This is a genomic window from Streptomyces synnematoformans (assembly GCF_039531005.1).
Lineage (GTDB): Bacteria > Actinomycetota > Actinomycetes > Streptomycetales > Streptomycetaceae > Streptomyces > Streptomyces synnematoformans.
Genome location: NZ_BAAAPF010000004.1, coordinates 1 through 26,735 on the forward strand (window position 1 = coordinate 1; position 26,735 = coordinate 26,735).

22 protein-coding genes and 1 tRNA gene are annotated in these 26,735 nt (G+C 73.3%); 15 read left to right on the top strand and 8 right to left on the bottom strand.

The genetic code is table 11. From position 1 onward, the window contains the following. Positions 1-1,303, top strand: a 1,303-nt coding sequence (locus ABD317_RS02205; protein ID WP_344287245.1) for a M20/M25/M40 family metallo-hydrolase, incomplete at its 5' end; no start/stop codon positions are given. Positions 1,304-1,346: 43 nt separating this feature from the next. On the opposite strand, the gene sigJ is transcribed toward ABD317_RS02205, so the two are convergent. Continuing rightward, a complete protein-coding gene (gene sigJ, locus ABD317_RS02210; protein ID WP_344287248.1) occupies positions 1,347-2,282 on the bottom strand; it encodes an RNA polymerase sigma factor SigJ in 936 nt (311 codons plus the stop codon). A 156-nt stretch (positions 2,283-2,438) separates the two neighbouring features. Here sigJ and ABD317_RS02215 point away from each other — a divergent pair, with 156 nt between their 5' ends. Continuing rightward, entirely contained in the window at positions 2,439-4,613 is a 2,175-nt protein-coding gene (locus tag ABD317_RS02215) for an MMPL family transporter (RefSeq protein WP_344287250.1), read from the top strand. Positions 4,614-4,776: 163 nt separating this feature from the next. On the opposite strand, the gene ABD317_RS02220 is transcribed toward ABD317_RS02215, so the two are convergent. Next, positions 4,777-5,625, bottom strand: coding sequence for a FadR/GntR family transcriptional regulator (locus ABD317_RS02220; RefSeq protein WP_344287252.1), 849 nt, complete (start codon positions 5,623-5,625; stop codon positions 4,777-4,779). A 153-nt stretch (positions 5,626-5,778) separates the two neighbouring features. Here ABD317_RS02220 and ABD317_RS02225 point away from each other — a divergent pair, with 153 nt between their 5' ends. From ABD317_RS02225 to ABD317_RS02235, 3 genes are all read left to right on the top strand, one after another. Next, on the top strand, positions 5,779-6,273 hold the full coding sequence (locus ABD317_RS02225; RefSeq protein WP_037781940.1) for a gluconokinase, GntK/IdnK-type: 495 nt from the start codon (positions 5,779-5,781) through the stop codon (positions 6,271-6,273). Between the two features lie 188 nt (positions 6,274-6,461). Next, positions 6,462-7,868 (top strand): GntP family permease, encoded by a 1,407-nt coding sequence (locus ABD317_RS02230; protein WP_344287254.1) that lies wholly within the window; start codon positions 6,462-6,464, stop codon positions 7,866-7,868. A gap of 127 nt (positions 7,869-7,995) precedes the next feature. Beyond that, a tRNA-Glu gene (locus ABD317_RS02235) sits at positions 7,996-8,068 on the top strand. 100 nt (positions 8,069-8,168) lie between these two features. Here ABD317_RS02235 and ABD317_RS02240 read toward each other — a convergent pair. Continuing rightward, positions 8,169-9,083 carry an alpha/beta hydrolase gene (locus tag ABD317_RS02240; RefSeq protein WP_344287255.1) on the bottom strand — a complete coding sequence of 305 codons (915 nt, stop codon included), beginning with the start codon at positions 9,081-9,083 and terminating at the stop codon, positions 8,169-8,171. Between the two features lie 111 nt (positions 9,084-9,194). On the opposite strand from ABD317_RS02240, the gene ABD317_RS02245 reads away from it, so the two are divergent. Then, entirely contained in the window at positions 9,195-9,611 is a 417-nt protein-coding gene (locus ABD317_RS02245; protein ID WP_344287257.1) for a MarR family winged helix-turn-helix transcriptional regulator, read from the top strand. Between the two features lie 73 nt (positions 9,612-9,684). Here ABD317_RS02245 and ABD317_RS02250 read toward each other — a convergent pair whose 3' ends face one another. Further along, positions 9,685-11,268 carry an AAA family ATPase gene (locus ABD317_RS02250; RefSeq protein WP_344287259.1) on the bottom strand — a complete coding sequence of 528 codons (1,584 nt, stop codon included), beginning with the start codon at positions 11,266-11,268 and terminating at the stop codon, positions 9,685-9,687. A gap of 78 nt (positions 11,269-11,346) precedes the next feature. After that, positions 11,347-12,693, bottom strand: coding sequence for a cytochrome P450 (locus ABD317_RS02255; RefSeq protein WP_344287261.1), 1,347 nt, complete (start codon positions 12,691-12,693; stop codon positions 11,347-11,349). Between the two features lie 168 nt (positions 12,694-12,861). Here ABD317_RS02255 and ABD317_RS02260 point away from each other — a divergent pair, with 168 nt between their 5' ends. The 4 genes from ABD317_RS02260 to ABD317_RS02275 all read left to right on the top strand — a co-directional run bounded on the left by ABD317_RS02260 (position 12,862) and on the right by ABD317_RS02275 (position 15,919). After that, a complete protein-coding gene (locus ABD317_RS02260) occupies positions 12,862-13,692 on the top strand; it encodes an SAM-dependent methyltransferase (RefSeq protein ID WP_344287263.1) in 831 nt (276 codons plus the stop codon). A gap of 86 nt (positions 13,693-13,778) precedes the next feature. After that, the gene (locus ABD317_RS02265) at positions 13,779-14,573 is read left to right on the top strand and encodes an SAM-dependent methyltransferase (protein ID WP_344287265.1); all 795 of its coding nucleotides are present in this window, start codon (positions 13,779-13,781) and stop codon (positions 14,571-14,573) included. Positions 14,574-14,646: 73 nt separating this feature from the next. Beyond that, positions 14,647-15,345: a class I SAM-dependent methyltransferase gene (locus ABD317_RS02270; RefSeq protein WP_344287267.1), complete on the top strand. Its 699-nt coding sequence runs from the start codon at positions 14,647-14,649 to the stop codon at positions 15,343-15,345. Positions 15,346-15,400: 55 nt separating this feature from the next. After that, positions 15,401-15,919 (top strand): DinB family protein, encoded by a 519-nt coding sequence (locus tag ABD317_RS02275; protein ID WP_344287269.1) that lies wholly within the window; start codon positions 15,401-15,403, stop codon positions 15,917-15,919. Between the two features lie 147 nt (positions 15,920-16,066). Here the strand turns inward: ABD317_RS02275 and ABD317_RS02280 are convergent, their stop codons facing one another. Continuing rightward, positions 16,067-18,139: a 4-hydroxy-3-methylbut-2-enyl diphosphate reductase gene (locus ABD317_RS02280; RefSeq protein WP_344287271.1), complete on the bottom strand. Its 2,073-nt coding sequence runs from the start codon at positions 18,137-18,139 to the stop codon at positions 16,067-16,069. An 842-nt stretch (positions 18,140-18,981) separates the two neighbouring features. On the opposite strand from ABD317_RS02280, the gene ABD317_RS02285 reads away from it, so the two are divergent. After that, positions 18,982-19,896: an aromatic prenyltransferase gene (locus ABD317_RS02285; RefSeq protein ID WP_344287272.1), complete on the top strand. Its 915-nt coding sequence runs from the start codon at positions 18,982-18,984 to the stop codon at positions 19,894-19,896. Between the two features lie 101 nt (positions 19,897-19,997). Beyond that, positions 19,998-20,384, top strand: a complete 387-nt coding sequence (locus ABD317_RS02290; protein ID WP_344287273.1) for a peptidase inhibitor family I36 protein — start codon at positions 19,998-20,000, stop codon at positions 20,382-20,384. Between the two features lie 39 nt (positions 20,385-20,423). Here ABD317_RS02290 and ABD317_RS02295 read toward each other — a convergent pair whose 3' ends face one another. After that, positions 20,424-21,506 carry a LacI family DNA-binding transcriptional regulator gene (locus ABD317_RS02295; RefSeq protein ID WP_344287275.1) on the bottom strand — a complete coding sequence of 361 codons (1,083 nt, stop codon included), beginning with the start codon at positions 21,504-21,506 and terminating at the stop codon, positions 20,424-20,426. 186 nt (positions 21,507-21,692) lie between these two features. Here ABD317_RS02295 and ABD317_RS02300 point away from each other — a divergent pair, with 186 nt between their 5' ends. From ABD317_RS02300 to ABD317_RS02310, 3 genes are all read left to right on the top strand, one after another. Further along, positions 21,693-22,586, top strand: coding sequence for a class I SAM-dependent methyltransferase (locus ABD317_RS02300; RefSeq protein ID WP_344287277.1), 894 nt, complete (start codon positions 21,693-21,695; stop codon positions 22,584-22,586). 7 nt (positions 22,587-22,593) lie between these two features. Next, a complete protein-coding gene (locus ABD317_RS02305) occupies positions 22,594-23,409 on the top strand; it encodes an endo alpha-1,4 polygalactosaminidase (protein WP_425582247.1) in 816 nt (271 codons plus the stop codon). 138 nt (positions 23,410-23,547) lie between these two features. Next, a complete protein-coding gene (locus ABD317_RS02310) occupies positions 23,548-24,552 on the top strand; it encodes a Rossmann-fold NAD(P)-binding domain-containing protein (RefSeq protein ID WP_344287279.1) in 1,005 nt (334 codons plus the stop codon). Between the two features lie 261 nt (positions 24,553-24,813). Here the strand turns inward: ABD317_RS02310 and ABD317_RS02315 are convergent, their stop codons facing one another. Next, on the bottom strand, positions 24,814-26,559 hold the full coding sequence (locus ABD317_RS02315; protein WP_344287280.1) for a cation:proton antiporter: 1,746 nt from the start codon (positions 26,557-26,559) through the stop codon (positions 24,814-24,816). Positions 26,560-26,735 lie beyond the last annotated feature (176 nt).

The following is a 26,735-nucleotide window of genomic DNA, read 5'->3' on the forward strand; positions in this document are numbered from 1 at the left end:
CCGGCGCCGGCCGCCCGCCACCGCCCAGCGCCCCGGCCGCGAGCTGCGCGCCCTGCTCGCCGAGATCGACCCCGACCGCATCGAGGCCGACGTCCGCCGCCTTGCCGCCTTCGGCACCCGGCACACCCTCTCCGCCCAGGACGACCCCGACCGCGGCATCGGCGCCGCCCGCGACTGGATCCACCGCCGGCTGCGCCGCCACGCCGCCGCCTCCGGCGGCCGGATGACCGTGGAGCTGCAGTCGTACGTCCAGCAGCCCGCCAGCCGCATCCCCGTCCCCACCCGCATCACCAACGTCCTCGCCACCCTGCGCGGCGACACCGACCCCGACCGCGTCTACGTCGTCTCCGGCCACTACGACTCCCGCGCCAGCGACGTCATGGACGCCACCTCCGACGCCCCCGGCGCCGACGACGACGCCTCGGGCGTCGCGGTCGCCATGGAGCTGGCCCGCGTGCTCGCCACCCGGCGCACCGCCGCGACGATCGTGCTGGCCGCGGTGGCGGGGGAGGAGCAGGGGCTGTACGGGGCCGCGCACATGGCGGAGCAGTTCCGGCTCCGGGGCGCCCGCGTCCAGGGCATGTTCACCAACGACATCGTGGGCAGCTCCACCGCCGACGACGGCACCCGCGACCCGCACACCGTGCGGCTCTTCGCCGAGGGCGTCCCCACCGCCGAGACCCCCGACGAGGCCGCCACGCGCCGCTCCGTCGGCGGCGAGAACGACTCGCCGGCGCGCCAGCTGGCCCGCTTCGTGCGCGACGTGGCCGACAACGACGCCACCGGCATGGACGTCCGCGTCATCTACCGCCGCGACCGCTACCTGCGCGGCGGCGACCACATCCCGTTCCTCGAACGCCGCTTCCCCGCCGCCCGGTTCACCGAGCCCGCCGAGGACTTCGCCCACCAGCACCAGGACGTCCGGGTGGAGGACGGCAAGCAGTACGGCGACCTGCCGGAGTTCTGCGACTTCCGCTACATCGCCCGCGTGGCGCGGGTCAGCCTCGCCGCCGTGTGGACCCTCGCCCAGGCCCCGGGCACGCCGACGGGCGCGGGGATCGTCACCTCCGCGCTGACCAACGACACCGAGCTGGTGTGGGACCGGGGCACGGAGCCGGGCCTCGCCGGCTACGAGGTGGTGTGGCGGGAGACGACGGAGCCGGAGTGGACGCACGTGGCGGAGGTCGGCGACGTGACCCGGCATACCGTGCCCAAGTCGAAGGACAACCTCTTCTTCGGCGTGCGCGCGGTGAACCGGGCCGGCCACCGCAGCCCGGTGGCCTTCCCGGTCCCGCGCAGGTGAGCCGCCCGGCCCGGCGGCCGGACCGCGCCGCGGTCCGGGATCCTCAGTCCAGGTCCGGGACCATCGCGAGCTTGTCGGGGTTGCGCATGATGTCGATCGCGCTGATCCGCCCCGCGTCCACCGTGAACGACATGACCGACAGCTGCCCGTCGGCGCCCCGGACCGCCAGCCCGGGCGTGCCGTTGACCTCGACCGGGCGGATGTCCAGTGGCCCCGCGGTGCCGGCCTGCGCGACGATCATCGGCGCCACCCGCGTCGCCTCGCGCTCGATGTGCTGCAGCGTGGCGACCTTGCCGCCGCCGTCGCCGCGCAGCACCACGTCCGGGTCGAGCAGCGCGATCAGCCCCGGCAGGTCGCCGTCCTGGCAGGCGGCGGTGAACGCGTCCACCAGCTCCCGCTGCTCCGCCTCCGTCGCCGGCGTCCGCGGCCGGCCGTCCTCCACCTGCCGCCGCGCCCGCGACGCGAGTTGCCGCACCGCCGCCGGCGAGCGGCCGACGACCTCGGCGATCTCGGGGAACGGCACGCTGAAGACGTCGTGCAGCACGAACGCGGTGCGCTCGGCCGGCGACAGCCGCTCCAGCACCACCAGCAGCGCCATGCTCACCGACTCGTCCAGCGTCACCCGGTCGGCGGGGTCGTGCGAGTCGTCCGCGACCAGCGGCTCCGGCAGCCACGTGCCCACGTACTGCTCCCGCCGGGCCCGCGCGCTGCTCAGGGCGTCGAGCGCCAGCCGGCTGACCGTCGTCGTCAGCCAGGCGGTGAGATCGCGGACGGTGCCCGGGTCGTCGATCCGCCGCAGCCGCAGCCACGCCTCCTGGACGCAGTCCTCGGCCTCGACGAGGGAGCCGGTCATCGTGTACGCCACGCGCAGCAGCCGCGGCCGGTTGGCCTCGAAGGACCCCGCGAGCAGCTCTTCGGTGTCCCGGGCGGCGTCCCGCGGGGTGTTTCGTCCGGTGTCCCGTGCGTCCCGCTTCGTCATTCCCCTGTCCTGTGCTCACCTGTGGCCGGTCACGGTGTGACACGGACCCTATCCGACGAGTGTCCATGTCACACCTCGCAAGGCTACGTCGTCAACAGGCTACGGAAGCCCGGGGCCCACCCCGGGGACGTTTGACGACCCTCCGGGGAAGAGATCATGACGATTACCGAGAACCGAGAACAAAGCTCAGAGCCGCCCCTCCAGAAGGGGGTGTTCGTCCGGATCGGGGGCTTCGCGCACCGCCGCAAATGGCTTGCCGTGGTCCTGTGGGTGGCGGTCCTGGTCGGTGTGTGGGGCATCGCCGGCGCCGTGGGGGACGCGTACAAGAACGACAACTCCATCCCCGGCACCGAGTCGCAGGCAGCCGCCGACCTGTTGAAGGAACACGGCGCGGAGCGCGCCGCGGACACCATCGACATCGTCTTCCAGGACGAGGGCGGGCTGGCCGGCGCGCAGCAGCGCGTCGAGCCGATGCTCGCGGAGGTCGCGGACCTGCCCAACGTCGGCAGCGTCCAGAGCGTCTACGACAACCCGACCGCCATCTCCGAGGACGGCACGATCGGCTACGCCACCGTGCAGCTCGAAGTGGTGTCGGAGGACATGCCGCTGGAGGACACCGAGCGCATCCTCGACGTCGCGCAGGAGATCGAGGGCGAGGGACTCCGGGTCGAGATGGGCGGTGAGGCCGTCCGGCTGCTCGCGGAGGGCGAGACCGGCACCGCGGAGATGGCCGGCATCGTGGCCGCGCTGGTGATCCTGGTACTGATGTTCGGCACGTTCATCGCCGCCGGGCTGCCCCTCATCATCGCCCTCTTCGCGGTCGGCTCGACGGTCGGCATCATCCTGCTGGCGTCGCACCTGTTCACCATCGCGTCGTGGACGCCGCCGGTCATGTTCCTCGTCGGCCTCGGCGTCGGCGTCGACTACGCGCTGCTGATTTTCGCCCGCTACCGGTCGGAGCTGGTGCGGGGCGTCGAACCGGAGCGGGCCACGATCACGGCCATGGACTCCGCGGGCCGCTCGGTCTTCTTCGCCGGCTGCACCGTCATCCTGGCGCTGCTCGGCCTCACGGCCCTCGGCCTCGGCTCGATCCAGGGCATGGCGCTGTCCGTGGCGCTGACCGTGCTGATGACGATGCTCGCCTCGCTGACGCTGCTGCCCGCGCTGCTCGGCATCTTCGGCAAGCGCTTCGCCCGCCAGTTCCTCGCGCGGGCCGAGAAGCGCAAGGCCAAGGGCAAGTCCGAGGACGGCGAGGGCTGGCGGAAGCTGGCGACGGCGGTGCAGAAGCGCCCGCTGGCCGCCCTGCTGGGGGCCGCGGTGCTGCTGGGCGCCCTCGCCTTCCCGGCGCTGAGCATCCGCCTCGGCTTCAACGACGCGGGCAACGACCCGAGCGACTCCACCAGCCGGCAGGCGTACGACCTGCTCTCCGACGGCTTCGGCCCCGGGTTCAACGGCCCGTTCCTGGTGGTGACCGAGGGCGGCGACGGCAGCGCCGAGGACGCCGCCGCGGCGGCGGCGCAGACGCTGGGCCAGACCGAGGGCGTGGCCGCCACCGCGCCCCCGACGGCCCTGCCTGAGGGCGAGGCCGCGATGGTCCTCGTCTACCCCACCACCTCGCCGCAGGACGGGGCGACCCAGGACCTCCTCGGCACCATTCGCGACGACGTGCTGCCGGGGGTGGAGTCGGAAACCGGCGCGGAGTACTTCGTCGGCGGGGCCACGGCCGCGTCCGAGGACTACGCCGGCAAGCTCGCCGACCGCATGCCGGTGTTCATGATCATCGTCGTGGGGCTCGCGATCGTCCTGCTGATGGCGGTGTTCCGATCGATCCTCATCCCGCTGAAGGCCGCGTTCCTGAACCTCCTCAGCATCGGCGCCGCGCTCGGCGTGATGAAGCTGGTGTTCCAGGACGGGGCGCTCGGCTTCGAGGGCGGACCCATCGAGGCGTACGTGCCGGTGATGATCTTCGCGATCGTCTTCGGCCTCTCGATGGACTACGAGATCTTCCTGATCTCCCGGATGCACGAGGAATGGGTCAACGACAAGGACCGCGACCCGTCGCGCGCCGTGCGGGAGGGCCTCGCCCACACCGGGTCGGTGATCACGGCGGCCGGTTCGATCATGATCGTGATCTTCGCGGCCTTCATCCTCAGCCCGACCCGGCTGTTGCAGCAGTCGGGCCTGGCCTTCGCGGTGGCGATCTTCGTCGACGCGGTGATCATCCGGTGCATGGTCGTGCCCGCGGCGATGGAGCTGATGGGCCGACGCGCCTGGTGGCTGCCGGCGCCGCTGGAGCGGATCCTGCCGAAGGTGGAGCTGGAGAAGCACTGAGCGGGGTGCGGCTCAGCGGAGCCGCATAGTCCGCGCGGGCCCCGCCGGGCGTCCGAGGACGGCCGGCGGGGCCTTTTGCCGTACGGGTGCGCGTACGGGGACGGGGCGCCGGGCGCGTACGGGGACGGGGAGATCGGGCCCGTACGTCGGCCGCGGGCGGGCCTCACCCGCGCGTACGCGGCTCCCAGAGCGGGAGCATCGCGTGCCGCACCTCCGCGAGCAGCTCGCGCATCGCGGTCTCCGCGTCCCGCGCCCGCCCGCCCGCGACGGCGTCCGCGACGGCCTCGTGCAGGGCGAGGGCCTCCGGCTCGGGGTGGTGCGGCATCAGCCCGAGCTGGGTGCGGCCCTGGAGCACGACGGCCACGACGTCCGCGAGCGCGCCGAACATCTCGTTGCCGCTGGCCTGGAGCAGCAGGGTGTGGAAGGCGACGTCCGCGGCGAGGAAGCGGTCGAGGTCGCCGGCCTCGCCGAGGGCGCGCAGGGAGGCGGCGATCTCGGTGGCCCGCTCCCGCTCGGCGGCGGAGGCGCTGCGGGCGGCGGCCCCGGCGGCGAGCGGCTCGACGGCGATGCGCAGTTCGGTCAGCGAGCGGAGCTGCGCGTTGCGGCCGGGGCCGGAGAGGCGCCACCAGATGACGCGGGGGTCGTAGACGTTCCACGAGGCGCGGGGCTGGACGGTGATGCCGACGCGCCGGCGGGAGCGGACCAGGCCCATCGACTCCAGGATCCGCATGGTCTCGCGGGCGACGGTGCGCGAGACGCCGAAGCGCTCGCGGATCTGCTCCAGCGTGAGCACGTGGCCCTCGGGCAGGGCGCCGCCGGTGATCTCCTCGCCGATGGTGTCGAGGACGGAGCTGTGGAGGACGACGGCGTCGGGGGCGCCGGCGGCCCCGGGCGCGGGGGCGGCGCCGGGTGAGGCACCGGGCGCGACGGGGGCGGCGGCCGGCGGGGGAGGCGCGGACGCGGACGTTGCCACGCCCTCCCGGCCCCCGTCGCCCACGCCCCGCAGTTCCACCGCTGAAGGGTATCCCGGGCGCGGCTCTTCCCCTGTCTCCGGCATTGGTGCTACCTTTCCCGGCGATTGGTAACACCATTCTAGGAGTCAGTCGTGTCCTCGCCTTCCCCGCAGCCGCCGGCCCCGCCGGAAACCCGCACCGGACTGGTGGTCATGGGGGTGTCCGGGGCCGGAAAGACCACCGTCGCCCGGCTCCTCGCCGACCGGCTCGGCTGGGCGTTCGCGGAGGCCGACGACTTCCACCCCCGTACGAACATCGAGAAGATGCGCGCCGGCACCCCCCTCACCGACGCCGACCGCCTGCCCTGGCTGCGGGCCATCGCCGCGTGGCTGGCGGGCTGGGCGGACGCCGGCGAGAACGCGGTCGTCACCTGCTCGGCCCTCAAACGCGGCTACCGCGACGTCCTGCGCGACGCCGGTCCCCGCATACGCTTCGTCCACCTGCACGGCGACCGCGACATCCTGGCCCGCCGGCTGGGCGGCAGGTCCGGCCACTTCATGCCGCCGGCCCTGCTCGGCTCGCAGCTGGCGGACCTGGAGCCGCTGGAGGCGGACGAGGACGGGGTGGTCGTGGACATCGCCGCGACGCCCGACGAGGTGGCGGCCGACGCGCTGCGTCGGCTGGGCCTGGCGGCGCGCCCCGGCTGACCCGCCGCGGCAACGTCCACCACCCCGTCTTCCCCCGCACAGCACCCCACCCTCCCCCGGCGGGCCACCCGACCGCCCAGCCCGTCCCGAACCGTCCCCCAACCCCCGCCCCCGACCCGTGACACCCGTCGCCGCAAGGCGCACGCGACCCCTGTCCCCGTACCCGAGAAGCGATGGAGCTTTTCCCCATGAAGACGGTGCATCTGGCCCAAGAGGTCGAAGACTGGACCCAGACAATGGACGCGGGCCCGCTGCTCGCGATAGCCGGCGCGGCCGTGGCCGTGCTCCTGTTCATGGTGATCTACCTGCGCGTCCACGCGTTCCTCGCGCTGGTCACCGTCAGCATCCTCACCGCCTTCGCCGCCGGCATCCCGGCCGAGCAGGTGATCCCGGTGGCGACCGACGGCTTCGGCTCGACGCTGGCCGGCGTCGCGCTGCTCGTCGGCCTCGGCGCGATGCTCGGCCGGCTGGTGGAGGTCAGCGGCGGCGCGCAGAGCCTCGCGGACGCCATGGTCCGGAAGTTCGGCGAGGACCGCGCCCCGTTCGCGCTCGGCCTCGCGTCGCTGATCTTCGGCTTCCCGATCTTCTTCGACGCCGGCCTCGTCGTGATGCTGCCGATCGTCTTCACCATCGCCCGCCGCCTCGGCGGCGGCGTGCTGCGCTACGGGCTGCCGGCCGCGGGTGCGTTCTCCATCATGCACGTCTTCGTGCCGCCGCACCCCGGCCCCGTCGCCGCGACCGAACTGCTGGGCGCGGACGTCGGGCTCGTCCTGCTGATCGGCCTGGTGATGGCCCTGCCGATCTGGTACGTCACCAGCTACCTCTACGGCCTGTGGATCGGCGAGAAGATCGTCCTGCAGGTCCCCGAGATCCTCACCGGCGGCCCGCAGGAGGAGAAGCAGGACGCCCCGCCGAGCGCGTCCACCGTCATCGCGCTGCTGCTGCTCCCGCTGCTGCTGATCTTCGCCAACACCGGCCTCGACACCGCACGCGCGGCGGGCTGGGTGGAGGGCACCGAGTCCTGGTACAACGTCGCCCGCGCCCTCGGCTCCACCCCCGTGGCGCTGCTGCTCACCGTCTTCGTCGCGTCGTACGTCATGGGCACCCGCCGCGGCCGGGGCCTGCAGATGATCGAGAAGCTCCTCGACTCCGCGCTCGGCCCGGTCTGCGCGATCATCCTCATCACCGGCGCCGGCGGCATGTTCGGCGGCGTCCTGCGCGCCAGCGGCATCGGCGACGCCCTCGCCGACGCGATGAGCGACCTGGGTCTGCCCGTCATCGTCGTCGCGTACATCGTCGCCACCGCCCTCCGCGTCGCCCAGGGCTCCGCCACCGTCGCCCTGACGACGGCCGCCGGGCTGATCCAGCCGGCCGTGCTGGACGGGGACTACAACGCGGTGCAGCTCGCCGCGATCGTCCTCGCCACGGCGGCGGGCTCGGTCACGGCCAGCCACGTCAACGACTCCGGCTTCTGGCTGGTGGGCCGGTTCTTCAACATGGACGTGAAGACGACGCTGAAGACCTGGACCGTGATGGAGACGACGATCGGCGTCTCGGCCTTCGGCCTGGCGTCGCTCCTCTTCGTCATCGCCTGACGCCGCCCCCGCGGCCCCGCCGCGGCCCGCCGGGTGCGGAAGGAATCGTTTTGGCGATCCCCCCCGCCATCCCATATCCTGCTGGAGCCCCCGAGCGCGGTTGGTCCAGCGCCCCGGCGGGCCGTCGGCCCTCATCGTCTAGTGGCCCAGGACGCCGCCCTTTCAAGGCGGTAGCACGGGTTCGAATCCCGTTGGGGGCACCCGTCCAGGCCCTCCTGATCGCCGGAAACGCGGCCGGGAGGGTTCTTTTATTCCGGTTCACGTGCTGACGGGGCAGCACCGCACCCAGGCTCGGGCCGATCACAGGTTGTGCACATAGAAGTCGGCGAGCCGGGCGACGGCGGCGTCGACGTAGGCGGGCTCGTCGTACATCTCGTAGTGACCGGCGCCCTCGATCACCATCAGGTCGACCGGGTTGGGCGCCAGTTTCCAGAGCCGCATGCCGGACTCGTAGGAGCCGGTGTTGCCGATGCGTCCGGCGAGGATGACCTGCAGCGGCTGGGTCATGAGCTGATCGACCAGGTGGTAGGCGTCGTAGCCCAGGAGCAGCGAGTCGCCGCGTGAGAGGCGGCGGTTCGTCGAGTGCTCGTTCCCGCCCCGCTCGGTGCGGTAGAAGGTGATCGCCTGGGTCGTGTCGATGTCCGTCAGCCCGGCCGCGGCGGCATCCGCCAGGGTGTCGGGCAGCCAGTTCGTGCGGGCCGGCACACCGGTGCGGGCCTCCTCGGTGCGCGCGCCGGCCATGGCCTGAAGCGCGGCCACCGGACCGTCCGGCTGGAAGCTGCGGAACGACGTGCCCATGTTGCCTGGGACGACCGTGCCGACCGCCTTGATGCGGTGATCCGTGCGGGCGGTGTACACCGCATAGCCCCCGCCGGCGCAGATGCCGAGGACGCCGACGCGCTCCGGGTCGGTGCCGGGGACGGTGCTGAGTGCGTCGATCGCGTAGGAGATGTCCTCGCTGCGGCGGTACGGGTCCTCCAGGTCGCGGGGTTCGCCGCCGCTCTGCCCCTGATGGGCGGGGTCGAACACGAGCGCCGCGAAGCCCCGGGCGGCGAGACGCGCTGCGTAGTTCGCGCCGATCTGCTCCTTCACGCTGCTGCCCGGTATGGAGAGCACCACGGTGCGCAGCTGCGCGGCCCCGTCCATGTCGTCGGGCAGGTGAAGGTCGGCCGCCAGCTCGATCGGCCCGCGCGGGATCGTGATGTGCTGAAGCACCTGATGCCGCCTCTCGTCGCCTATAGTTCGTTCGATAACCGACCAGTTCAAGGGACGGCTTAGTTCATTATTGAACTAGTTCAGGACTGTACCATCTGAAGGGAGTTTCGCGTGCCGGTTGACGTCGCCGAGTTGTGGACGCTGAACCATCGTCTGCTGACCGGCGTGATGAACGCCTGCAGCGCCGAACTGACCTCGCTCGGAATCGAGACGAAAGAGTTCTTCGTGCTCACCGAGGTGACCGCCTCGCCGTACCCGGCCGAGCTGGCGGCGACGCTGATGATCCCCAAGGCGAGCGTGTCGGTGTACGTACGCAGCCTCGTCGCGAAAGGGTTCATGCGGCGCGAGATCGACGATGCCGACCTGCGACGGCACCGGCTCGTGCTGACCGCGGAGGGCGAGGCGGTACGGGACCGCGCGCTCGCAGCGCTGAGCACGGAGTTCGACCGCAGGTTGGCGAGGATCACGCCCCGCGATCGCACCGAACTGCGGCGGATCCTCCTGACCCTGGCGGCACCCGCGCCATAGAGCCGCCACCCCGCGATTCGGCGCGCGAACCGCCGGCTCGTGTGTCCGTAGCCGGGCGCGTTCGCTCCGGCGGTCAGGCGCGGAGCAGGGTGACGGTGCGGCCGGAGGGGGTCCGCTGCTGTGAGAAGGCGGTGCGCTCGTGGACGAGGGCGGCCTGGGGGCGGGTGTCGAAGACGACGAGGGTGCCGGTGGACAGCTCCATGCGGTCCAGGTAGTCGTCCAGCTGCGACAGACCCTCGGTCAGGGGATCGGGGCGGCCCTCGCGCCACACCTTCAGCTCCAGTGCCTCGCGCTGGACCGATCGTGCGTTGTCGGCGGCTGTGTAGGGCTGGCGGATCAGCAGGTCCACCCGGCGGCGGCCGACCCCGTACTCCCGGTCGATGAAGCCCGCCCCGTTCACGATGCGGTGCAGGTACGCCATCATCACCAGCTGCGGCGCCGCCTCCGGGTAGGTCGAGTGGGTGGCCAGGATCTCGCCGTTCTCGCGCCAGAACTCGGCGAAGGAGCGCAGCAGCTTGTCCATGTCGACTTGGCCGTCCGGCAGCCGGAAGCTGCTCGGGGCCGCGGTGATGACCGATTCCGTCCTGGTGCCCAGAACACGGACGATGACCTCTTTGTAGATCGGGTTGGCCACGCGCACCGGCGAGTCCGGAGCGATCAGGCCCAGGTCGCGCACATAGGCCAGGTCATCGTTGTAGGTGCTCGCCTCCTCCGGCAACTCACCCGCGATCAGCGGCTCGATCACCCGCCGCACCCGGTCCTCGCCGAGCCTGGCCGTCAGCGAGTCCAGGTGCGTCGCGCGTTCCAGGATCAGCCGCTCCTTGGCCTCGTCCACGTGCTCAGCCGTGATCGGCTCGGCGGTCGGGACCCGCATCCGCCTGGTGATCTCGTACGCCAGGGCGTTGACCAGCCAGGGCTGCCCCTGGGTGCAGCAGTAGGCACGCGCCAGCGCTTCGGCCGTGAACTCCTGACCGGTTTCCGCGGTGTGCTGCCGGTACAGCGCGTGCACCTCGGCCTCGGTGAAGTCGCCCAGCCGCAGCGAGGCGACCTTGATGTTGAACGGGCTCGACGTGCCCAGCCTCGTCGGATCTCCGCCCGAGGCCGCCTTGTAGTCACGCACATCCCGCAGCCCGCACAACACCACCGACTGGGGGAAGCTGCTGCGGTTGGTCGTGAACCCATTGCGCAGCTGACGCAGCACACTGCGCAGGCTCTCCCCGCGCAGCGCGTCGATCTCGTCGAAGAACAGCACCAGCGGACGCGGACAGCGTCGCACCCACTCCGTCAGTCCTTGCTGGAGCCGGGCCCCGGGCACATCGTCCGGCCACGGGTCCGGAGGAGCCAGCTCGTCCGGCAGCCGGTTCGCCTCGGCGGACCGGCGGAGCGCGCTGAGCACCAGCTCCTCCGCCCGGCCGTAGTCTTCCCCTGCCACCTCCGCGTTCTCACATGAGAGATGCAGCGCCGCGTACTCTCCCGAGGCCGTCAGCTCCCTGGCCATCGACGCCAGCACCGTGGTCTTGCCGGTCTGCCGGGGTGCGTGCACGACGAAGTACTGGCCCTCCTCCACGATCTCGCGGGCCCGCGGCAGCCGTTCCTCGGCCGGCACCATGTAGTGCCGCGAGGGGAGGCACGGCCCCGCCGTGTTGAAGTAGCGCATGGCAGGAACGCTATCCGACGGCACCGACAGCCGGCGGTGGCCGAGCGGTCACCCGTTCGGGTCATCTCGGTGTGCGGGTCATCTCGGGGTGAGGTTCATGCGGATGTCCTCGGCGGCCCAGAGTACGAAGCGTTCGATCGGCGTGACCGTCTGGCCGGGGGCCAGCTCGAAGCGGAAGCGCTTCAGCAGGACGGCGAGGACGAGTTTGGCCTCGACCATCGCGAGCGTGGCGCCCTCGCAGCTCCGCGGGCCGAGGCCGAAGGGGATGTACGCGAGCCGGTGGCGGTCGGCGGTGGCCTCCGGGGTGAAGCGGTCCGGGTCGAACGTCTCCGGGTCGGGCCAGTAGGCGGGGTTCATGTGTACCGCCCAGAAGGGGTAGAAGACGGTCGTGCCCGCGGGGATCGTGTAGTCGCCGAGACGGAGGTCCTCGGTGGCCTCGCGGGCGCCGTACGGGCCCGGCGGGTACAGCCGCATCGCCTCGCGGAGCACCATGTCCAGGTAGGGCAGCTGCCGGAGGTCGCCGTAGCCGGGGGCGGCGCGGTCGGCGAGTACCCGGTCGAGTTCGGTGGTGGCGCGGTCGGCCGCCTCGGGGTGCCGGGAGAGCAGGTACAGCGCCCAGGAGATGGCGACGCCGGTGGTGTGGTGGGCCGCCATCATGGTCATCAGCACGGTGTCGCGGATCCGCGCCGGCGCCTCGCCCGCGGCGACCAGGGCCGCGATCAGGTCGCTGTGGTCGGCCCGTGCGGTGGTGCCGCGCGCCCGGTGTGCGGCGAGTACCTGGTCGACGGTGGTGCGCAGGTAGGCCAGGGCCCGCTCGGAGCGGTCCTGGCGCTCCTCCTCCGTACCGCCCACGTCCACCTGGTAGAGCCGCGCCAGGTAGTCGGTGAGCACGTCCTCGAACGCCGCCACGACCCGCCCCGCGGACTCCTCGGACGTCAGGGCGCTGCCCAGCGCGAACTCGCAGACCAGCTGCAGCGACAGCTTGCTGAGGTCCTTCTGCAGCTCGACGGGCCCGGAGGCCGACTGCTCCGCCCAGCGGCCGGCCATCGCCTCCGTCAGCGCGGTGAACTGCGCGAAGTGCGCCTCGTGCGCGGGGCGTCCGGCCAGCACGGACAGCATCACGCGGCGCCACGGCACGTGTTCGGCGGGCGGGAGCGTCTGCATGTTGCCCGACTCCTGGAGGGGCTCCAGGAACGCGAACAGCTGCTCGGGGCGTTTGTTGATCTCCGCGGTGGCCTCCAGCAGCACCGGGTCCGCGACCGACACCGCCGCGTCCACTCCCGGCAACGGGAACCGCACCACCGGGCCGTACTCGTCGTGCAGCCGCAGCTGGTAGGTGTGCAGTCCTCCCGCCGCCGCGATCGCCTCGACGCCGTCGCCCTCCGCGGGCGGGCCGGGGATCCGGTCGATGCCGTCGTCCGGCATGGCACTCCTCTCCGTGGGTCACGTTCCGGCAGCGTTCGCGGCCGGCCCCGGACGGGCCGGGCGGCCGCGGCTGACGGTCAGTAAGCTCGTATGCTTCCACGTATTTCCGGGACACGGCAGGAGGCTTCGATGGAGAGGCCGGCAGAGGACGGGGGAGAGCGCGGAACGATGGAGCCACTCGACCTCTGGAAACCGAACGTGCCGCGGATCTACGACTACTTCCTCGGCGGCAAGGACAACTTCGCCCACGACCGGGAGATCATGGAGGAGGTCCGCCGGTACGTTCCGGACGCGCCGCTGCTGGCGCGGGAGAACCGGGCGTTCCTGCGGCGCGCCGTACGGCTCCTGGCCGCCTCCGGTGTGCGGCAGTTCATCGACGTCGGCTCGGGCATGCCGGTCGAGGGCGACACACACCAGAACACGCACGAGATCGCCCAGCACATCGACCCGGACTCGCGCGTGGCGTACGTCGACATCGACCCGGTGGTGGCCAGCCACGGGCGGGCGCTGCTCGGCAAGTCGCCCGGGGTGGCCGTCGTCCAGGGCGACGTCCGGCGGCCCGAGGACCTCCTGGCCGATCCCGAGCTGCGCGAGGTCATCGATTTCGACGAGCCGGTCGCCGTGATCATGCTGCTGTTACTGCACTTCATCGAGGACGAGGAGGACCCGGCGGGGATCGTGGCCCGGCTGCGCGCCTCGATGGCGCCCGGCAGCCACCTGGTCGTCTCGCACTCGACCTCCGAGTTCGACACCGACGGCCGGGTCCAGAAGGCCGCCGACGTCTACCGCAAGGCCAACTCCCCCCTCACCCTGCGCGACCGGGCCGGCATCCTGCGGCTGTTCGACGGCTTCGACCTGCTCGAACCGGGCCTGACCACCCTGTCGCTGTGGCGCCCCGAGCCGGCGCCCGGGCCCGGGTGGCACCAACGGCCGGACACGGGCGTCCCGCCCGGCGCCGAACACCAGTGGATCTACGCGGGCGTCGGCCGCAGGCCCTAGCCGCGCGGTCCCCACGGGATGTCCGGTTGCGGTGGGGGAGCGGGTGCCGGGCCGACTACTGTGGTGGTCGTCGAGAGGAGCGCGGCGTGCCGCCACAGGGCTTCCGCTTCGAGGAGATAGACGTCAGCAAACCGCATCCAGCGCGGATCTACGACTATCTGCTCGGCGGCAAGGACAACTACGAGGTCGACCGCCGGGCCGGCGAGGCGCTCGTCGCGGCCGCCCCCGAGGCGCGGATCGGCCTGCGGGCCAACCGCGCCTTCCTGCAGCGCGCCGTCCGGCACGTCGTCGGCGACGGCATCCGCCAGATCCTGGACATCGGCACCGGCCTGCCCACGTCTCCCAACGTGCACGAGACGGCCCACGAGACGGCGCCGGACACCCGCGTCGTCTACGTCGACAACGACCCGATCGTCCGCGCCCACGCCGACGCGCTGCTCTCCGGCGCCGGCGCGACCAGCATCGTGCTCGCCGACGTCAGGGACGTGCAGACGATCCTGGACCACCCCGACGTCCGCCGCGTCCTCGACTTCGGCCGGCCGGTCGCGGTGTTCCTGGTGGCCGTCCTGCACTTCCTCACCGACGAGGAGCGGCCCCGGCAGATCGTCGCCGCGCTGCGCGACGCGCTGCCGTCCGGCAGCTACCTGGTGCTCTCGCACGCCACCGGCGACTTCAACGACCGCACGGACGCCCAGGCCGTCTACAACAAGGCGACGGCCGGTCTGAACCTGCGCCCGTACGCCGAGATCGAGCCGTTCTTCGACGGCTTCACCCTGGCCGAACCCGGCCTGGTGCAGGTCCCGTTCTGGCGCCCGGACATGTCGCCGCCGGCGCGGTACAAGGAGGTCGGCATCTACGCGGGCGTGGGCCGCAAGGACTGACGCCGCCGGGCGCCCCCCGGGGCGGCCGTTGGTCCGCCGCGGCGTTGTCACAGGGCTGTCCTATGTTGGCCCGATGGACGCACAACCACGCCTCCGCGCCGCCCGCGCGCCCCGCGTTGACCGGCCGGCCGACCTCGACATCGTCCGCGAGTCCTATGACCGCGTCGCCGACAACTACGCGCACCTGGTGCAGACGACGGGCATGGGCGACATCCGCCGGCACCCGTGGCTCAGGGCCTCGGTCGACGCCTTCGCCGACACCGTCGGCGACTCCGGCCCGGTCCTCGACGTCGGCTGCGGCCCCGGCACGGTGACCGCGTACCTCGCCGACCGCGGGCTCGACGTGTCCGGCGTGGACCTCTCCCCGCGCATGATCGAGAACGCCCGCCGCCTGTACCCGCGGTGCCGCTTCCGCGTCTCCTCCGCGACCGACCTCGACCTCGCCGACGGGTCGCTGGCCGGGGTGCTCGGGTGGTGGTCGCTGTTCAACCTTCCGCGTGACGTGCTGCCGCAGGTGCTGGCCCTGTTCGCGCGCGCCCTGCGGCCGGGCGGGCACTTCCTGACGGGGACGCACACGGGGGACGAGGACGTGGTGCGTACGGAGGCGTACGGCAGCGCGGGCGTCCGGTGGACGACGCACCGGTGGCGGCCCGAGCAGTACGCGGACCTGATCGAGCGGGCCGGGCTGCGCCCGGTGGCCGAGCTGCGGCTGCCCGGGGACGGGCAGACGGGGCCGGGGGTGGTGGTGATGGCGCAGAAGCCGGCGGGGTGAGCGCCCGGGGAAATCCGGCGACATCCCGGGGCCGGGCCCGCTAGCGTCCGCAGGCATGTCGCATATCTTCGAACGTCCTCCCCTCCTCGCAGACGAACGCGCCGCGCTCACCGGCTGGCTGGATCTCCAGCGCAGGATCCTGCGCTGGAAGTGCGAGGGCCTGAGCGAGGCGGACGCGCGTCGCCCCGTCGTCCCCACCTCGCCGCTGATGACCATGGCCGGGCTCGTCGCCCACATGCGGTGGACCGAGCACACCTGGCTGGAGGTCATCTTCCTCGACGGGGACAGCACACCCAATCCGGCCTTCGACGAGTCCGCGGACGAGGACGCCGACTGGTACACGGGCGACGTGCCCCTGGCGCAGCTGCTCGCGGACTACGAGGCCCAGTGCGCCCGCAGCGACGAGATCGTGGCCGCCGCCTCCCTGGACGACGTCGCCCGGCACCCCGGCTTGCCCCGCAGCAAGGCGAACCTCCGCTGGATCCTCCTCCACCTCGTCGAGGAGACCGCGCGGCACGCGGGCCACGCGGACCTCGTGCGGGAGACCGTCGACGGCACGAAGGGCTACTACTAGCGGGCGGCGCCCGGGACGCTCCGGCAGCCCTCCCCACCATCCCGCGCGTACGCACCCACCCGGCCCCCGCGCCCCCGCACAGCCGCGCCCCCGCCCCGGCTATCGGCCGGCCCGGGCGAGGGCGCGTTCAGCGGTGTCCGTGCGGCGTCAGCGGTCCCGGTAGGACACCCGCACCGCCATCTCGCCCAGCCGCTCCCGCCAGCCCGGCGCCAGCGGGGCCTTCTCCAGCGCCTTGTGCGCCGTCTCCACCAGGCGGTCGATCCGCTTCTCCACTTCCTCCCGCATCCCGGACGCCAGCAGCGCCTCGTGGAGCAGCTCCGCGTCCCAGTTCTGGCCGTCCGCCACCAGCCGCGCCACCTCCGCGTCCTTCGTCGCGGCCAGGGCGAGCAGCAGGTTCATCTTGTGCTCGCTGAGGTCGAGGCCCGCCGGCTTGCCCGTGACCGCGGGGTCGCCGAAGGCGTCGAGGAGGTCGTCGCGGAGCTGGAACGCCTCGCCGGCCGCCACGCCGTACGCCTCGAAGGCCGGGTGCAGGTCGTCGCGGCCCGCGATCGTCGCGCCCAGGGCCAGCGGGCGGTGGATCGTGTACTGGCCCGACTTGCAGACCGCGACGTAGCGGGCGAGGTCCGGGTCCGGGGCGAGTTCGGCGGCCAGGGCCATGTCGAGCTGCTGGCCGACGATCATCTCGGTGCCGAGGTGGTTCCACACCTTCCGCGCCGGGCCCGACAGGTTCTCGGTGACGGTGTGGGCGTAGCCGAACGCCAGGTCGCCGGCGATGATCGCCACGCCCTCGCCGTAGCGGCGGGCCTCGCCCGCCCAGCCGTGTTCGGCGTGGATGCCGGCGAACTCCATGTGGGCGGTCGGGCGGCCGCGGCGGGTGGGGGAGTTGTCCATCACGTCGTCGTGGATCAGGGCGAAGGCGTGCAGCAGCTCCAGGGCGGCGCCCGCCGAGGCGACCGCGTCCTCCGCCACCGAGCCGTCGAGTTCGCCGCCGGCGGCGAGGTAGCCGCTGATGCAGAACGTCGGCCGCAGCCGCTTGCCGCCGGCGGCGACCAGCCGCGCGACCACGTCTATCGGCTGCATCATGCGGGCGTCGACGTCGCCCCACTGCTTGCGCTCCGCCGTCAGCAGGTCGTCAATGCGGGTCGTGACCCGGGAGAGGAGCTTCTTCGTGGCCTTGTCCAGGCCGCCGGAGCCCGCGGCGTCCGCGCCGCCCGCGTCGCCCGCGGCGTCCGAACCCGTGCCCGCTCGCCCGCTCTTCGCCTCGCTCTTCGCCTCGCTCTTCGAACGTTCCAGACCCGCCGGCGGACGGAACACCACGTTCTCCTTCGCGGTCACGACCGAGTCGACCTCCCCGTAGCCCAGTTCCGCGAGACGCGATATGACCTGGTCCACCAGCAGCTCCGGCGCGCTCGCGCCGGAGCTGACGCCGACGGTCTCCACGCCCTCCAGCCAGCTCGGGTCCAGATGGTCCACGGACGGGAGCAGCTTGCCGGGCGTGCCGAGGGCCTCGGCGACCTCCACCATCCGCACGCTGTTGCTGGAGTTGACCGAGCCGATGACCAGGACGAAGTCGCTCTCCGCCGCGATGGCCTTGATGGCGTTCTGCCGGTTCTGGCTGGCGTAGCAGATGTCCTCGCTGCCCGCGCCCACGATCCCCGGGAAGCGCTCCCGCAGGATGGAGACGATCTCCGAGGTGTCGTCGACCGACAGCGTGGTCTGCGTCAGGAACGCCGCCTGGGTGCCCTCCGGCAGCTCCACCTGCCGGGCCTGCTCCGCGTCCTCCACGATGACCGTGCGGTCCGGCGCCTCGCCGTAGGTGCCCTCGATCTCCTCGTGGTCCGCGTGCCCGATCAGCAGCAGCGTCCGCTCGTCCCGGGCGAAGCGCCGCGCCTCCTGGTGCACCTTCGACACCAGCGGGCAGGTCGCGTCGATCACGTTCAGCTGCCGGCCCGCCGCGTTGTCGCGCACCTGCGGCGAGACGCCGTGCGCGGAGAAGATGCACACCGCGCCCTCGGGCACCTCGGTCTCGGAGTCGACGAAGACCGCGCCGCGCTCCTCAAGATCACGTACCACGTGCTCGTTGTGCACGATCTGCTTGCGCACGTACACCGGCGCGCCGTGGATCTCCAGCGCACGCTCTACGATCTCGATCGCCCTGTCGACGCCGGCGCAGAAGCCGCGGGGTTCGGCCAGGAGGACCCTGCCTCGGGGAGTTGGCATGTTCGCCTCTCAATATCCTTCGTACGGAACATCTTCGCGGCCGACGCGGATCGGATCGGTTGCGGGGGTTCCCGCGCGGGCGTGGACACCCGCACGGACGTACGGGTAGGGACCGGCGATCACCGGGACTCGGTCGGGGGCTCGGCGCGGTTCGCGCGGTGGCGCACCGGGGCTGAGAGGGCGGGTTCCGGGCCGGGGCGGCGGTGGCCGGTCCGGTGCGCCGCGGCGCCGGGGAATTCGTGTGCTCCGGCGGCACGGCCGGTCAGGCGTGTGGAATGCCGTGTGCATTGCGGCGCGTACGCCGCGGCAACCCTCACGTGTCGCCCCTTCCCCTGCTGGAACGAAGTTCCGGACAGCTGACGGACAAACCTGCACGAAAGCCGGCGGCGCGTCGGCGTGCGCCTGGCACCGGATCAGCATCTGCCAGGCGACTTGTGCGGCACTGAGGATTGAATTGGTGCCGACTTGGGTCTCCCGCGGGGAGTGGCGGCCGGTACATAATGCCAGGGCGCGCGCCGCACCTGTTGATCTTTTGGCCGGCGGGCGGCCGGCCCGCTTACCGGCGGGGCCCGTCCGCGCGGCTTTCCGCTACGCTCTTCCCGCGCGTGCCGCGCTGGCGCAGAAATCCGCAGGTGGGCGCGGCTGCTCTGGCGTGCCGCCAAGCCGGCGCCAAGCGGTCGTACAGTCCCGCGCAAGCCGGCTCGCCAATACTCGGGTCAGTGGAGCAGCAGGTAGCGGCCACGGTTGACGCTCCTCGATGCGCCGACGAGACGCTCTTCGACGGCGTCGGTGATTCTGACCTGGCCCCCATAGTCGCTCATGATCGATATGCGGAGGATTCCATGTCCGGGGCTAAAGACGTCGAACGTGTCTATTCCGCTATGGAGGAAGCGGCCGGGCTGCTGAATGTGCCCGTCGCCCGCGACAAGATCTGGCCGGTTCTGACCGCGTACCAGGATGCGCTCGCGGACGCCGTCATCGTCTTCTCCATGGCGGGTGGCCGCCGCTCGACGGAACTCGACTTCAGTATCTCGGTGCCCACGGACCACGGCGATCCGTTCACGACCGCGCTGGAGCGCGGCCTCACCGAGAAGGAGAACCACCCGGTCGACAATCTCCTCGCGGAACTGCGCGACGGATTCCCGCTCGGGATGTACGCCATCGACGGCATGGTCACGACCGGTTTCAAGAAGGCCTACGCCTCGTTCCCGACCAACGAGCCGCAGCCGCTGACCGCCCTGCTCGACCTGCCGTCGATGCCGGAGAGCGCGCGCGCCAACGCCGAACTCTTCGCCCGCTACGGCCTGGACAAGGTCCAGATGGTCTCGGTGGACTACCCGAAGCGGCAGGTGAACCTGTACTTCAGCGACCTGAACGCCGACCACCTCACGCCGGAGGAGGTCAAGGCGACGGCCAGCGAGATGGGGCTGGTGGAGCCGACGGACATGGCGCTGGACTTCGCCACCGGCTCGTTCGCGGTGTACCCGACCCTGGGCTACGACTCCGACGTCGTCGACCGCATCACCTACGCTGTCATCAGCGTCGACCCGACGCTGGCCCCGACGACGTCGGAGCCGGAGAAGACGCAGATCACGACGTACGCGAACTCCGCCCCGTACGCCTACGCCGGCGAGAACCGCACCCTCGTCTACGGGTTCACGCTGACGTCCAAGGAGGAGTACTACAAGCTCGGGTCGTACTACCAGATCACGGACCTCCAGCGGACGCTGGTCAAGGCGTTCGAGGCTCTGGACTGACCGGCCCGCCCCCTGCCCCCCGCCGCCCCGGGACGCCCGGGGGCGGCGGGGTGTTCGGTTTCTGCCGCCACGTTCGGGCTCTGCCCCCACCGAGGAGAGAGATGACCAAGAAGCTGCACGCCGCCCTCGTCACCGCCGCCGCGGCCGCCGCCGCCCTGCTGGCCGCGCCGGGCGCGTCCGCCCAGGCGGTGGCCGACGGCTACGAGCGGTGTCCGGCCGACCACTACTGCCTGTTCTCCGGCCTGGACGGCACCGGGGACATGGCCGCGATCCAGGACGACACCCCGGACCTGGCCGCCCTCGGCATGGACGACCGCGCCACGTCGGACTGGAACCGCACGGACCACCGGATCAACCTGTGGTCGGACGCCGACTACACCGGCTGCATGGCGGTCACCAGCCCCGGCGGCAAGGGCAACTTCTTCTCGTCCTTCCGGGACTTCTTCAGCTCGGTCGAGATCGACGAGCCCAACGGCATGTCCTGCTGAGGGAGCCTGCGCCGAGGCCGGCTCCGGGGGGCCGCCGGCTCACTCGGGCCCGTAGCGGATGACGTGCGTGGGCAGGACGGTCCGCCGCGGGGGCCGGGAGGCGGCGGGGCCGCCGTTGATCCGGTCGACGAGCAGCCGCGCGGCCTGCCGGCCCATCTCGTCGGCGTCGTACGACACGATGGTCAGCGGCATCCCGAGGATGTCGGCGAGGTCGAAGTCGTCGAAGCCGGCGAGCGCGACGGGCACGTCGAGGGCGCGGACGGCGCGGATCGCGCCTTGGGTGAGGCGGTTGTTGGTGCAGAAGAGCGCGGTGGGGGCGTCCGGCGCCGGCTCCCGCGCCCCCTCCCGGCTCTCCGGGCTCCCTGGGCTCGCCGGGCTCTCCGGGCTCTCCGGCGCCAGCAGGCGCCGCGCCGCCCGCTCCGCCGTCGCCACGTCCGTCAGCCCGCGCCGCACCAGCCGGTCGTCCGGCTCCAGCCCGGCCGCCTCGTGGGCGGCGCGGTAGCCGCGGTAGCGCTCGGCGCCGGTGTGGATGGCCGGCGGGTTGCCGAGGAAGCCGATCCTGCGGTGGCCGCGGGCGATGAGTTCGGCCGTGGCGTCCCGGGCGCCGCCGAAGTCGTCGACGAGTACGCAGTCGGCCGCCATCCCCGACGGCGGCCGGGACGCCAGCACCACCGGCATGTCGCGCAGCGCCGCCGGCGTGAGGTGGCTGTGGCTGCCCCCCGCCGGCACCACGATCATGCCCGCGACCTGCCGCGACGCCAGGTCCTCCACCAGCCCTCGCTCCCGCTCCAACTCCTCGCCGGTGTTGCTGAGCAGCATGCTCAGCCCGTGCTGCGAGGCGACCTCCTGCACGCCGAGCGCGAGCCGCGAGTAGAACGGGTTGGCGAGGTTGGTGACGATCAGCCCGATCATGCCGCTGCCGCCGAGGCGCAGGCTGCGCGCGGTCGCGTTGAGCCGGTAGCCGAGGGCGTCGACGGCCGCCAGGACGCGCCGCCGGGTGGCCTCGCTGACGCGCGCGTCCTCCTTCAGCACGCGCGAGACCGTCATCGTGCTCACCCCGGCGCGGTCGGCGACGTCGCGCATCGTGGGCGCCCCGGAGTCACCCGGTCGCTGCCGCGCCATGCCGTTCCCTCCACCCGCCGCGCATGCGGTCGATTCTAGGTTCGTTCCGGGGCCGTACGGACACCGCGCCGCGGGTCGGCACACCCCGCGGGGTCGTATGAGCGGGAGATTAACTCTTCGTGCCGGGGCCGTGGTGACGCGGCTCAGCCCTCGCCCCGTCCCCGTGCGTCTGATGGAGTGCGATGCATGTCGCATATCCGTCGCATTGAACGCCTCGGCCGCCGCGTCGAGCGCGCGGTCCGCAGGCCCGGCACGGCCGACGACGAACTCCGCGCGCGTGTCGACGCGATGGAGAAGGAACTCCGGGAGGCCCGCGTCGCCCGCTACACGCTGGAGCTGCTGTTCGGCGGCCAGGACGGCCGCAAGCAGCGGATGCCGACCAAGGGGTCGGTCGACACCCTGGTCGAGCAGGTCCAGGCCGCGACGGGAGAGCGGGACGCCCGGCCGTACGTCGTGGCCGCGTTCCGTACGCTCGTCGAGGTGGAGCTGCGCGGCGTCGGCCGCATCGCGGGCGGCGCGCCGAACATCCTCGGGAAGCTCACCGTCCCGCTGCTCCTCGGGCCGCCGAACGACGACGTGCTGGAGATCGGCACCCTCTTCGGCCTGTTCTCCTCCGCGCTCACCCGGCAGTTCGCGCGCGCGGGGCGGCGGTGCTCGCTGACGATCGTGGACCCGCTGGCCGACGTGCAGCTCCAGCCGGGCACGGCCAACTCCGCGGACCCCACGGGCACGCCGGTCAGCGAGGCCGTCGTACGGACCAACCTGGAACTGGCCGGCGTGCCGCCCGAGCGGATCCGGCTGCACCGCGGGTTCTCCGGCGACCCCGACGTCCGCCGCGCCGTGTCCGACCGACCGTACGGCACGGTGATCGTGGACGGCGACCACTCCGCGGCGGGGGTGCGCGCGGACCTGGAGTGGGTCGAGGAGATCGTCGCGCCGGGCGGTGTGGTGGTCGTGGACGACTACGGGGACCGCACGTGGCCGGGGGTGCAGCAGGCGGCGGACGAGTACCTCGCCGGGGACACCGCCTTCGAGCTGGTGGGGGTCGCCTCGACGAGCGCCTTCCTGCGGCGGCGATAGTGAGGGGGTGAATCGCGAACGAGTGCGCCGGACCCTCGCGGTCGCCGCCGGGACGGCCGCCGTCGCCGCCGTCCTGCTGCTCGCGCCGTGGCGGGACGACGACGGGCCGCCGGCCCCCGCACCGCCCCCGCCCGGCGCCGGCGTCGACTACCAGATCGGCGGCGCCTACGCCCCGCCCCCCGGCGTCGACGTCGTCGTCCGCGACCGCGGCGACGCCCCGGCCCCCGGCGCGTACAACGTCTGCTACGTCAACGCCTTCCAGGCCCAGCCCGGCGCCGAGGACGAGTGGGACCCCGACCTGCTGCTGCGCGACGCGGACGGCGCGGTCGTCTACGACGAGGACTGGGGCGAGGCCGTGCTCGACCTGCGCACCGCCGGCAAGCGCGAGCGCATCGCGGCGCGGGTGGGCCGCTGGATCGACGGCTGCGCCGACCGCGGCTACCAGGCCGTCGAGCCCGACAACCTCGACACCTACACCCGCTTCCCCCGCCTCCTCACCCGCGCCCACGCCGTCTCCTACGCCGCCCTCCTCGCCGACCGCGCCCACGGCCGCGGCCTGGCCGTCGCCCAGAAGAACACCGTGGAGCTGGCGCGCGACCGGGCCCGTACCGGGCTGGACTTCGCGGTCGCGGAGGAGTGCGGCGAGTACGGCGAGTGCGCCGCCTACGCGGCGGCGTTCGACGACCGGGTGCTGGTCGTCGAGTACACCCCGGGCGGCCTCGCGGCGGCCTGTGAGCGGTGGGCCGACCGCCTGAGCGTCGTCCGCCGCGACCGCGCGGTCTCCCCCCGGGGCGCGGCGGGGTACGTACGCGAGACCTGCTGAGCAGCGGCCGCGCGGCGACGGCCGAGCGGCCCGGCGGCCTTTCCGGCCCTGCGGCCCCGCGGACCGCCTCCGCCGGCCCGGATCTGCTGTCGGCGTAGCGGTGCTGCGCCGGGGCGGGATCGGTGCTTGGGTGCGGGCATGGACATTCTCGTGCTGGGCGGTACGGCCTGGGTGGGCCGGGAGGTGGCGCGGCTGGCGCTGGCGCGGGGGCACCGGGTGACGTGCCTCGCGCGCGGCGAGAGCGGCGGCGTGGCGGACGGCGCGGAGCTGGTGGCCGCCGACCGGAGCGAGCCCGGCGCGTACGACGCCCTGCCCGCCCGTAGCGCCGACCGGCCCTGGGACGCCGTGGTCGAGGTGTCGTGGCAGCCCGGCTTCGTCCGCGGCGCCCTCGCCGCGCTCGCCGGCACCGCCCGGCACTGGACGTACGTCTCCTCCGGCAACGTCTACGCCGCCCACGACCGGCCCGGCGCCGACGAGTCCGCCCCGCTGGCGGAGCCCACCGCGCTCGACGAGGTCGGCCGCGAGCTGTACGGCGAGGCCAAGTCGGCCTGCGAGCAGGCGACCCGGGAGGCCGTCGGCGACCGGCTCGTCATCGCCCGCGCCGGCCTCATCGGCGGCCCCGGCGACCACACCGGCCGCACCGGCTACTGGGTCGCCCGCGCCGCCCGCGACCCGGAGGGCCCGCTGCTCGTCCCGCACGGGCCGGGCCTGTGGACGCAGGTGGTGGACGTCCGGGACCTGGTGGCCTGGCTGCTCGACAACGCGGAGTCCGGCGCGACCGGCACGTACAACGCCGTCGGGCCGGTCCTCTCCCTGGCCGACTGGATCCGGCTCTCCCGGGAGGTCGGCGGGCACACCGGGCCGGTGGCCGAGGCCGGTTCCGCGTGGCTGCGGGAGCAGGGCGTGGAGCAGTTCATGGGGGCGGAGTCGCTGGCGATGTGGCTGGACGAGCCGGGCTGGGAGGGCTTCGCGGCCCGCAGCGGCGCGGCGGCGGAGGCGGCGGGGCTGACGCACCGGCCGCGGACGGAGATGCTGGCCGACACGCTGGCGTGGGAGCGGGAGCACGGACTCGACCGGCCGCGCCGGGCGGGGCTGAGCCCGGAGCGGGAGCGCGAGCTGCTGGCGGCGCTGGCGGCGGAGTGAGGGCGTACGGGCTGAGCCCGTACGGCGGCCGGGCGTACGGCTGCGCTCGTACGGCGGCCGGACGCGGCTCTCGTACGGAGGCGTGGCTGTCGGTGGGGCGGCCTACCCTGGGGTGGGTGTGCGGGGAACGGGGGGAGCGGGCGGTGTTTTCGTCGCCGGACCGCACCGGCGGGCCCCCCGCCCGTGCGGCGGGTGGCCGGTACGGTGCGCGCCGCCCGGCCGGGCGCACCGTACCGCCCGGTCAGCGGCCGCTCCGCTCGCCTACCCCGTCGGGAACGTGGAGGGGGCGCCGTCGCAAAGCACGACCTGGCCGGCGGTGTCGCCCGGTGGCGTGTGCGGCGCGGACGCCGTCGCCGCCGGCGCCAGCCGCCCGGTGGCCGCCACGTGGAACAGCACCACGTCCCGCGCGCCGGCCGCGTGCCGCCGCGCCACCTCCGCGCCCGTCATGCCCTCCGCGAACAGCGACTCGCCCGCCATGAACGGCGCCACCACCCCCGCGCCCCCGGGCGGCGGCTGCGGCCGGTACACCGGCACCCCCCGGTCCCGGCCCGCGAGCAGCGCCCCCGCCAGCGCGTTGAAGTCGTCCTCCGCGGTCAGCAGGTACACCTCCGTGATGCCCTCCAGCTCCGCCCCCGCGCCCGCCGCCGACGCCAGCAGCTCGCCCGGGGCCAGCGCCAGCCCGGCCCGCGCGATGCGCTCCCGCTCCGCCGCCCCGCCCGCCCACATCAGCACGTCGGGACCCGCCGCGCGCAGCGCCACGGCCAGCTCGACCACCCACGGCTCGCCGCCGACGAGCAGCGGCCGGGAGCGGGCGGGCCGGGTCACGCCGAGCCGGCGGGCGACCGGCACGGCGCTCAGCCCGTACAGGAGCACCGTCGCGACGATGACGAGGAACGTGGCCGGCAGGATCTTCTGTGCGCCGCCGACGCCGTCGGCGACGAGGCCCGCGGAGAACGTCGAGGCCGTCGAGGCCGCGACGATGCCGCGCGGCGCCAGCGCGCCGAGGAACGCCCGCTCGGCGCGCGGCAGGCTGGTGCGTACCGTGGCGAGCGCGGCCACCAGCGGCCGCGCCGCCAGCACCAGGACCGCGACGAGCACCAGCGCCGGCAGCACCACGTGCCGCAGCGAGGCGGGCGTGACCGTCGCCGAGAGGGAGACGAAGAGCAGCCCGACGGTCAGCGACACGAGCGTCTCGAAGAACGGGCGCAGCGCCGGCACGTCGAACTCCGGGCGGGTGGCGACCACGACGCCCATGGCGATGGCCGCGATCAGCCCGGTGTCCTCCCGCACCGCGTTGCACCCCGCCGCCACCCCGACGACCAGCGCCAGCTGCGCGGAGGCGGCCAGCACCTCGTCGAGCCGCATCCGGTGCAGCAGCAGCCACAGCAGCGCGGCGCCCACCGCGCCGCCGGCCAGGCCGACGCCGGTGCTGGCGAGGAGGCCGAGGACGGCGCGTACGGGGCCGTGGCCGGTGTCGGCGGTGACGGCGTGGAAGAGGAGCGCGCCGAGGATGCCGCCGACCGCGTCGATGACGGAGCCCTCCCAGACGAGGATGCGCTGCAGCCGCTCGTTGGGCCGGACGTAGGTGAGCAGCGGGCCGACGACGGTGGGCCCGGAGACGACGAGGACGACGCCCAGCACGGCCGCCGCGGGCGCCGACATGCCCAGCAGCGGCGCGGCGGCGAGCCCGGCGACCACCGGGGTGAGCAGCGCGCCGATCCAGATCAGCCGGATCACCACCCGGCGGGTGTCGCCGGTCAGCCGGCGCAGGTCGAGGCCGAGGCCCGCCTCGTAGAGGATGACGGCGACCGCCAGCGACACCAGCGGCGGGAACGCGGGGCCGAGCAGCCGGCCGGGGTCGACGGTGTCGGTGAGGGCGCCGGCGGCGAAGCCGGCGGGCAGCAGCAGGACGATCGCCGGGATGCGCAGCCGGGACGCCAGGATCTGCGCCCCGGCGGCGAGCACGGCGATGAGCCCGACGCCGGTCAGGATCTCCTCGGACGTCATGAGCGCAGCCGGCCTCCTCGTCGTACCTGCCGCGTCTCATTCAACCCTCGGGGAGTGCTTTGTCCGGTGGTTGACGCCCGGCGCGTACGCGGTGGAGCGGCGGGTACGCGGTGGAGCAGCGGAAGAGCGCCGCAGCGCGGCCACCGGCCGGGCCGCGGCGCTCTCCATGCCGGCCG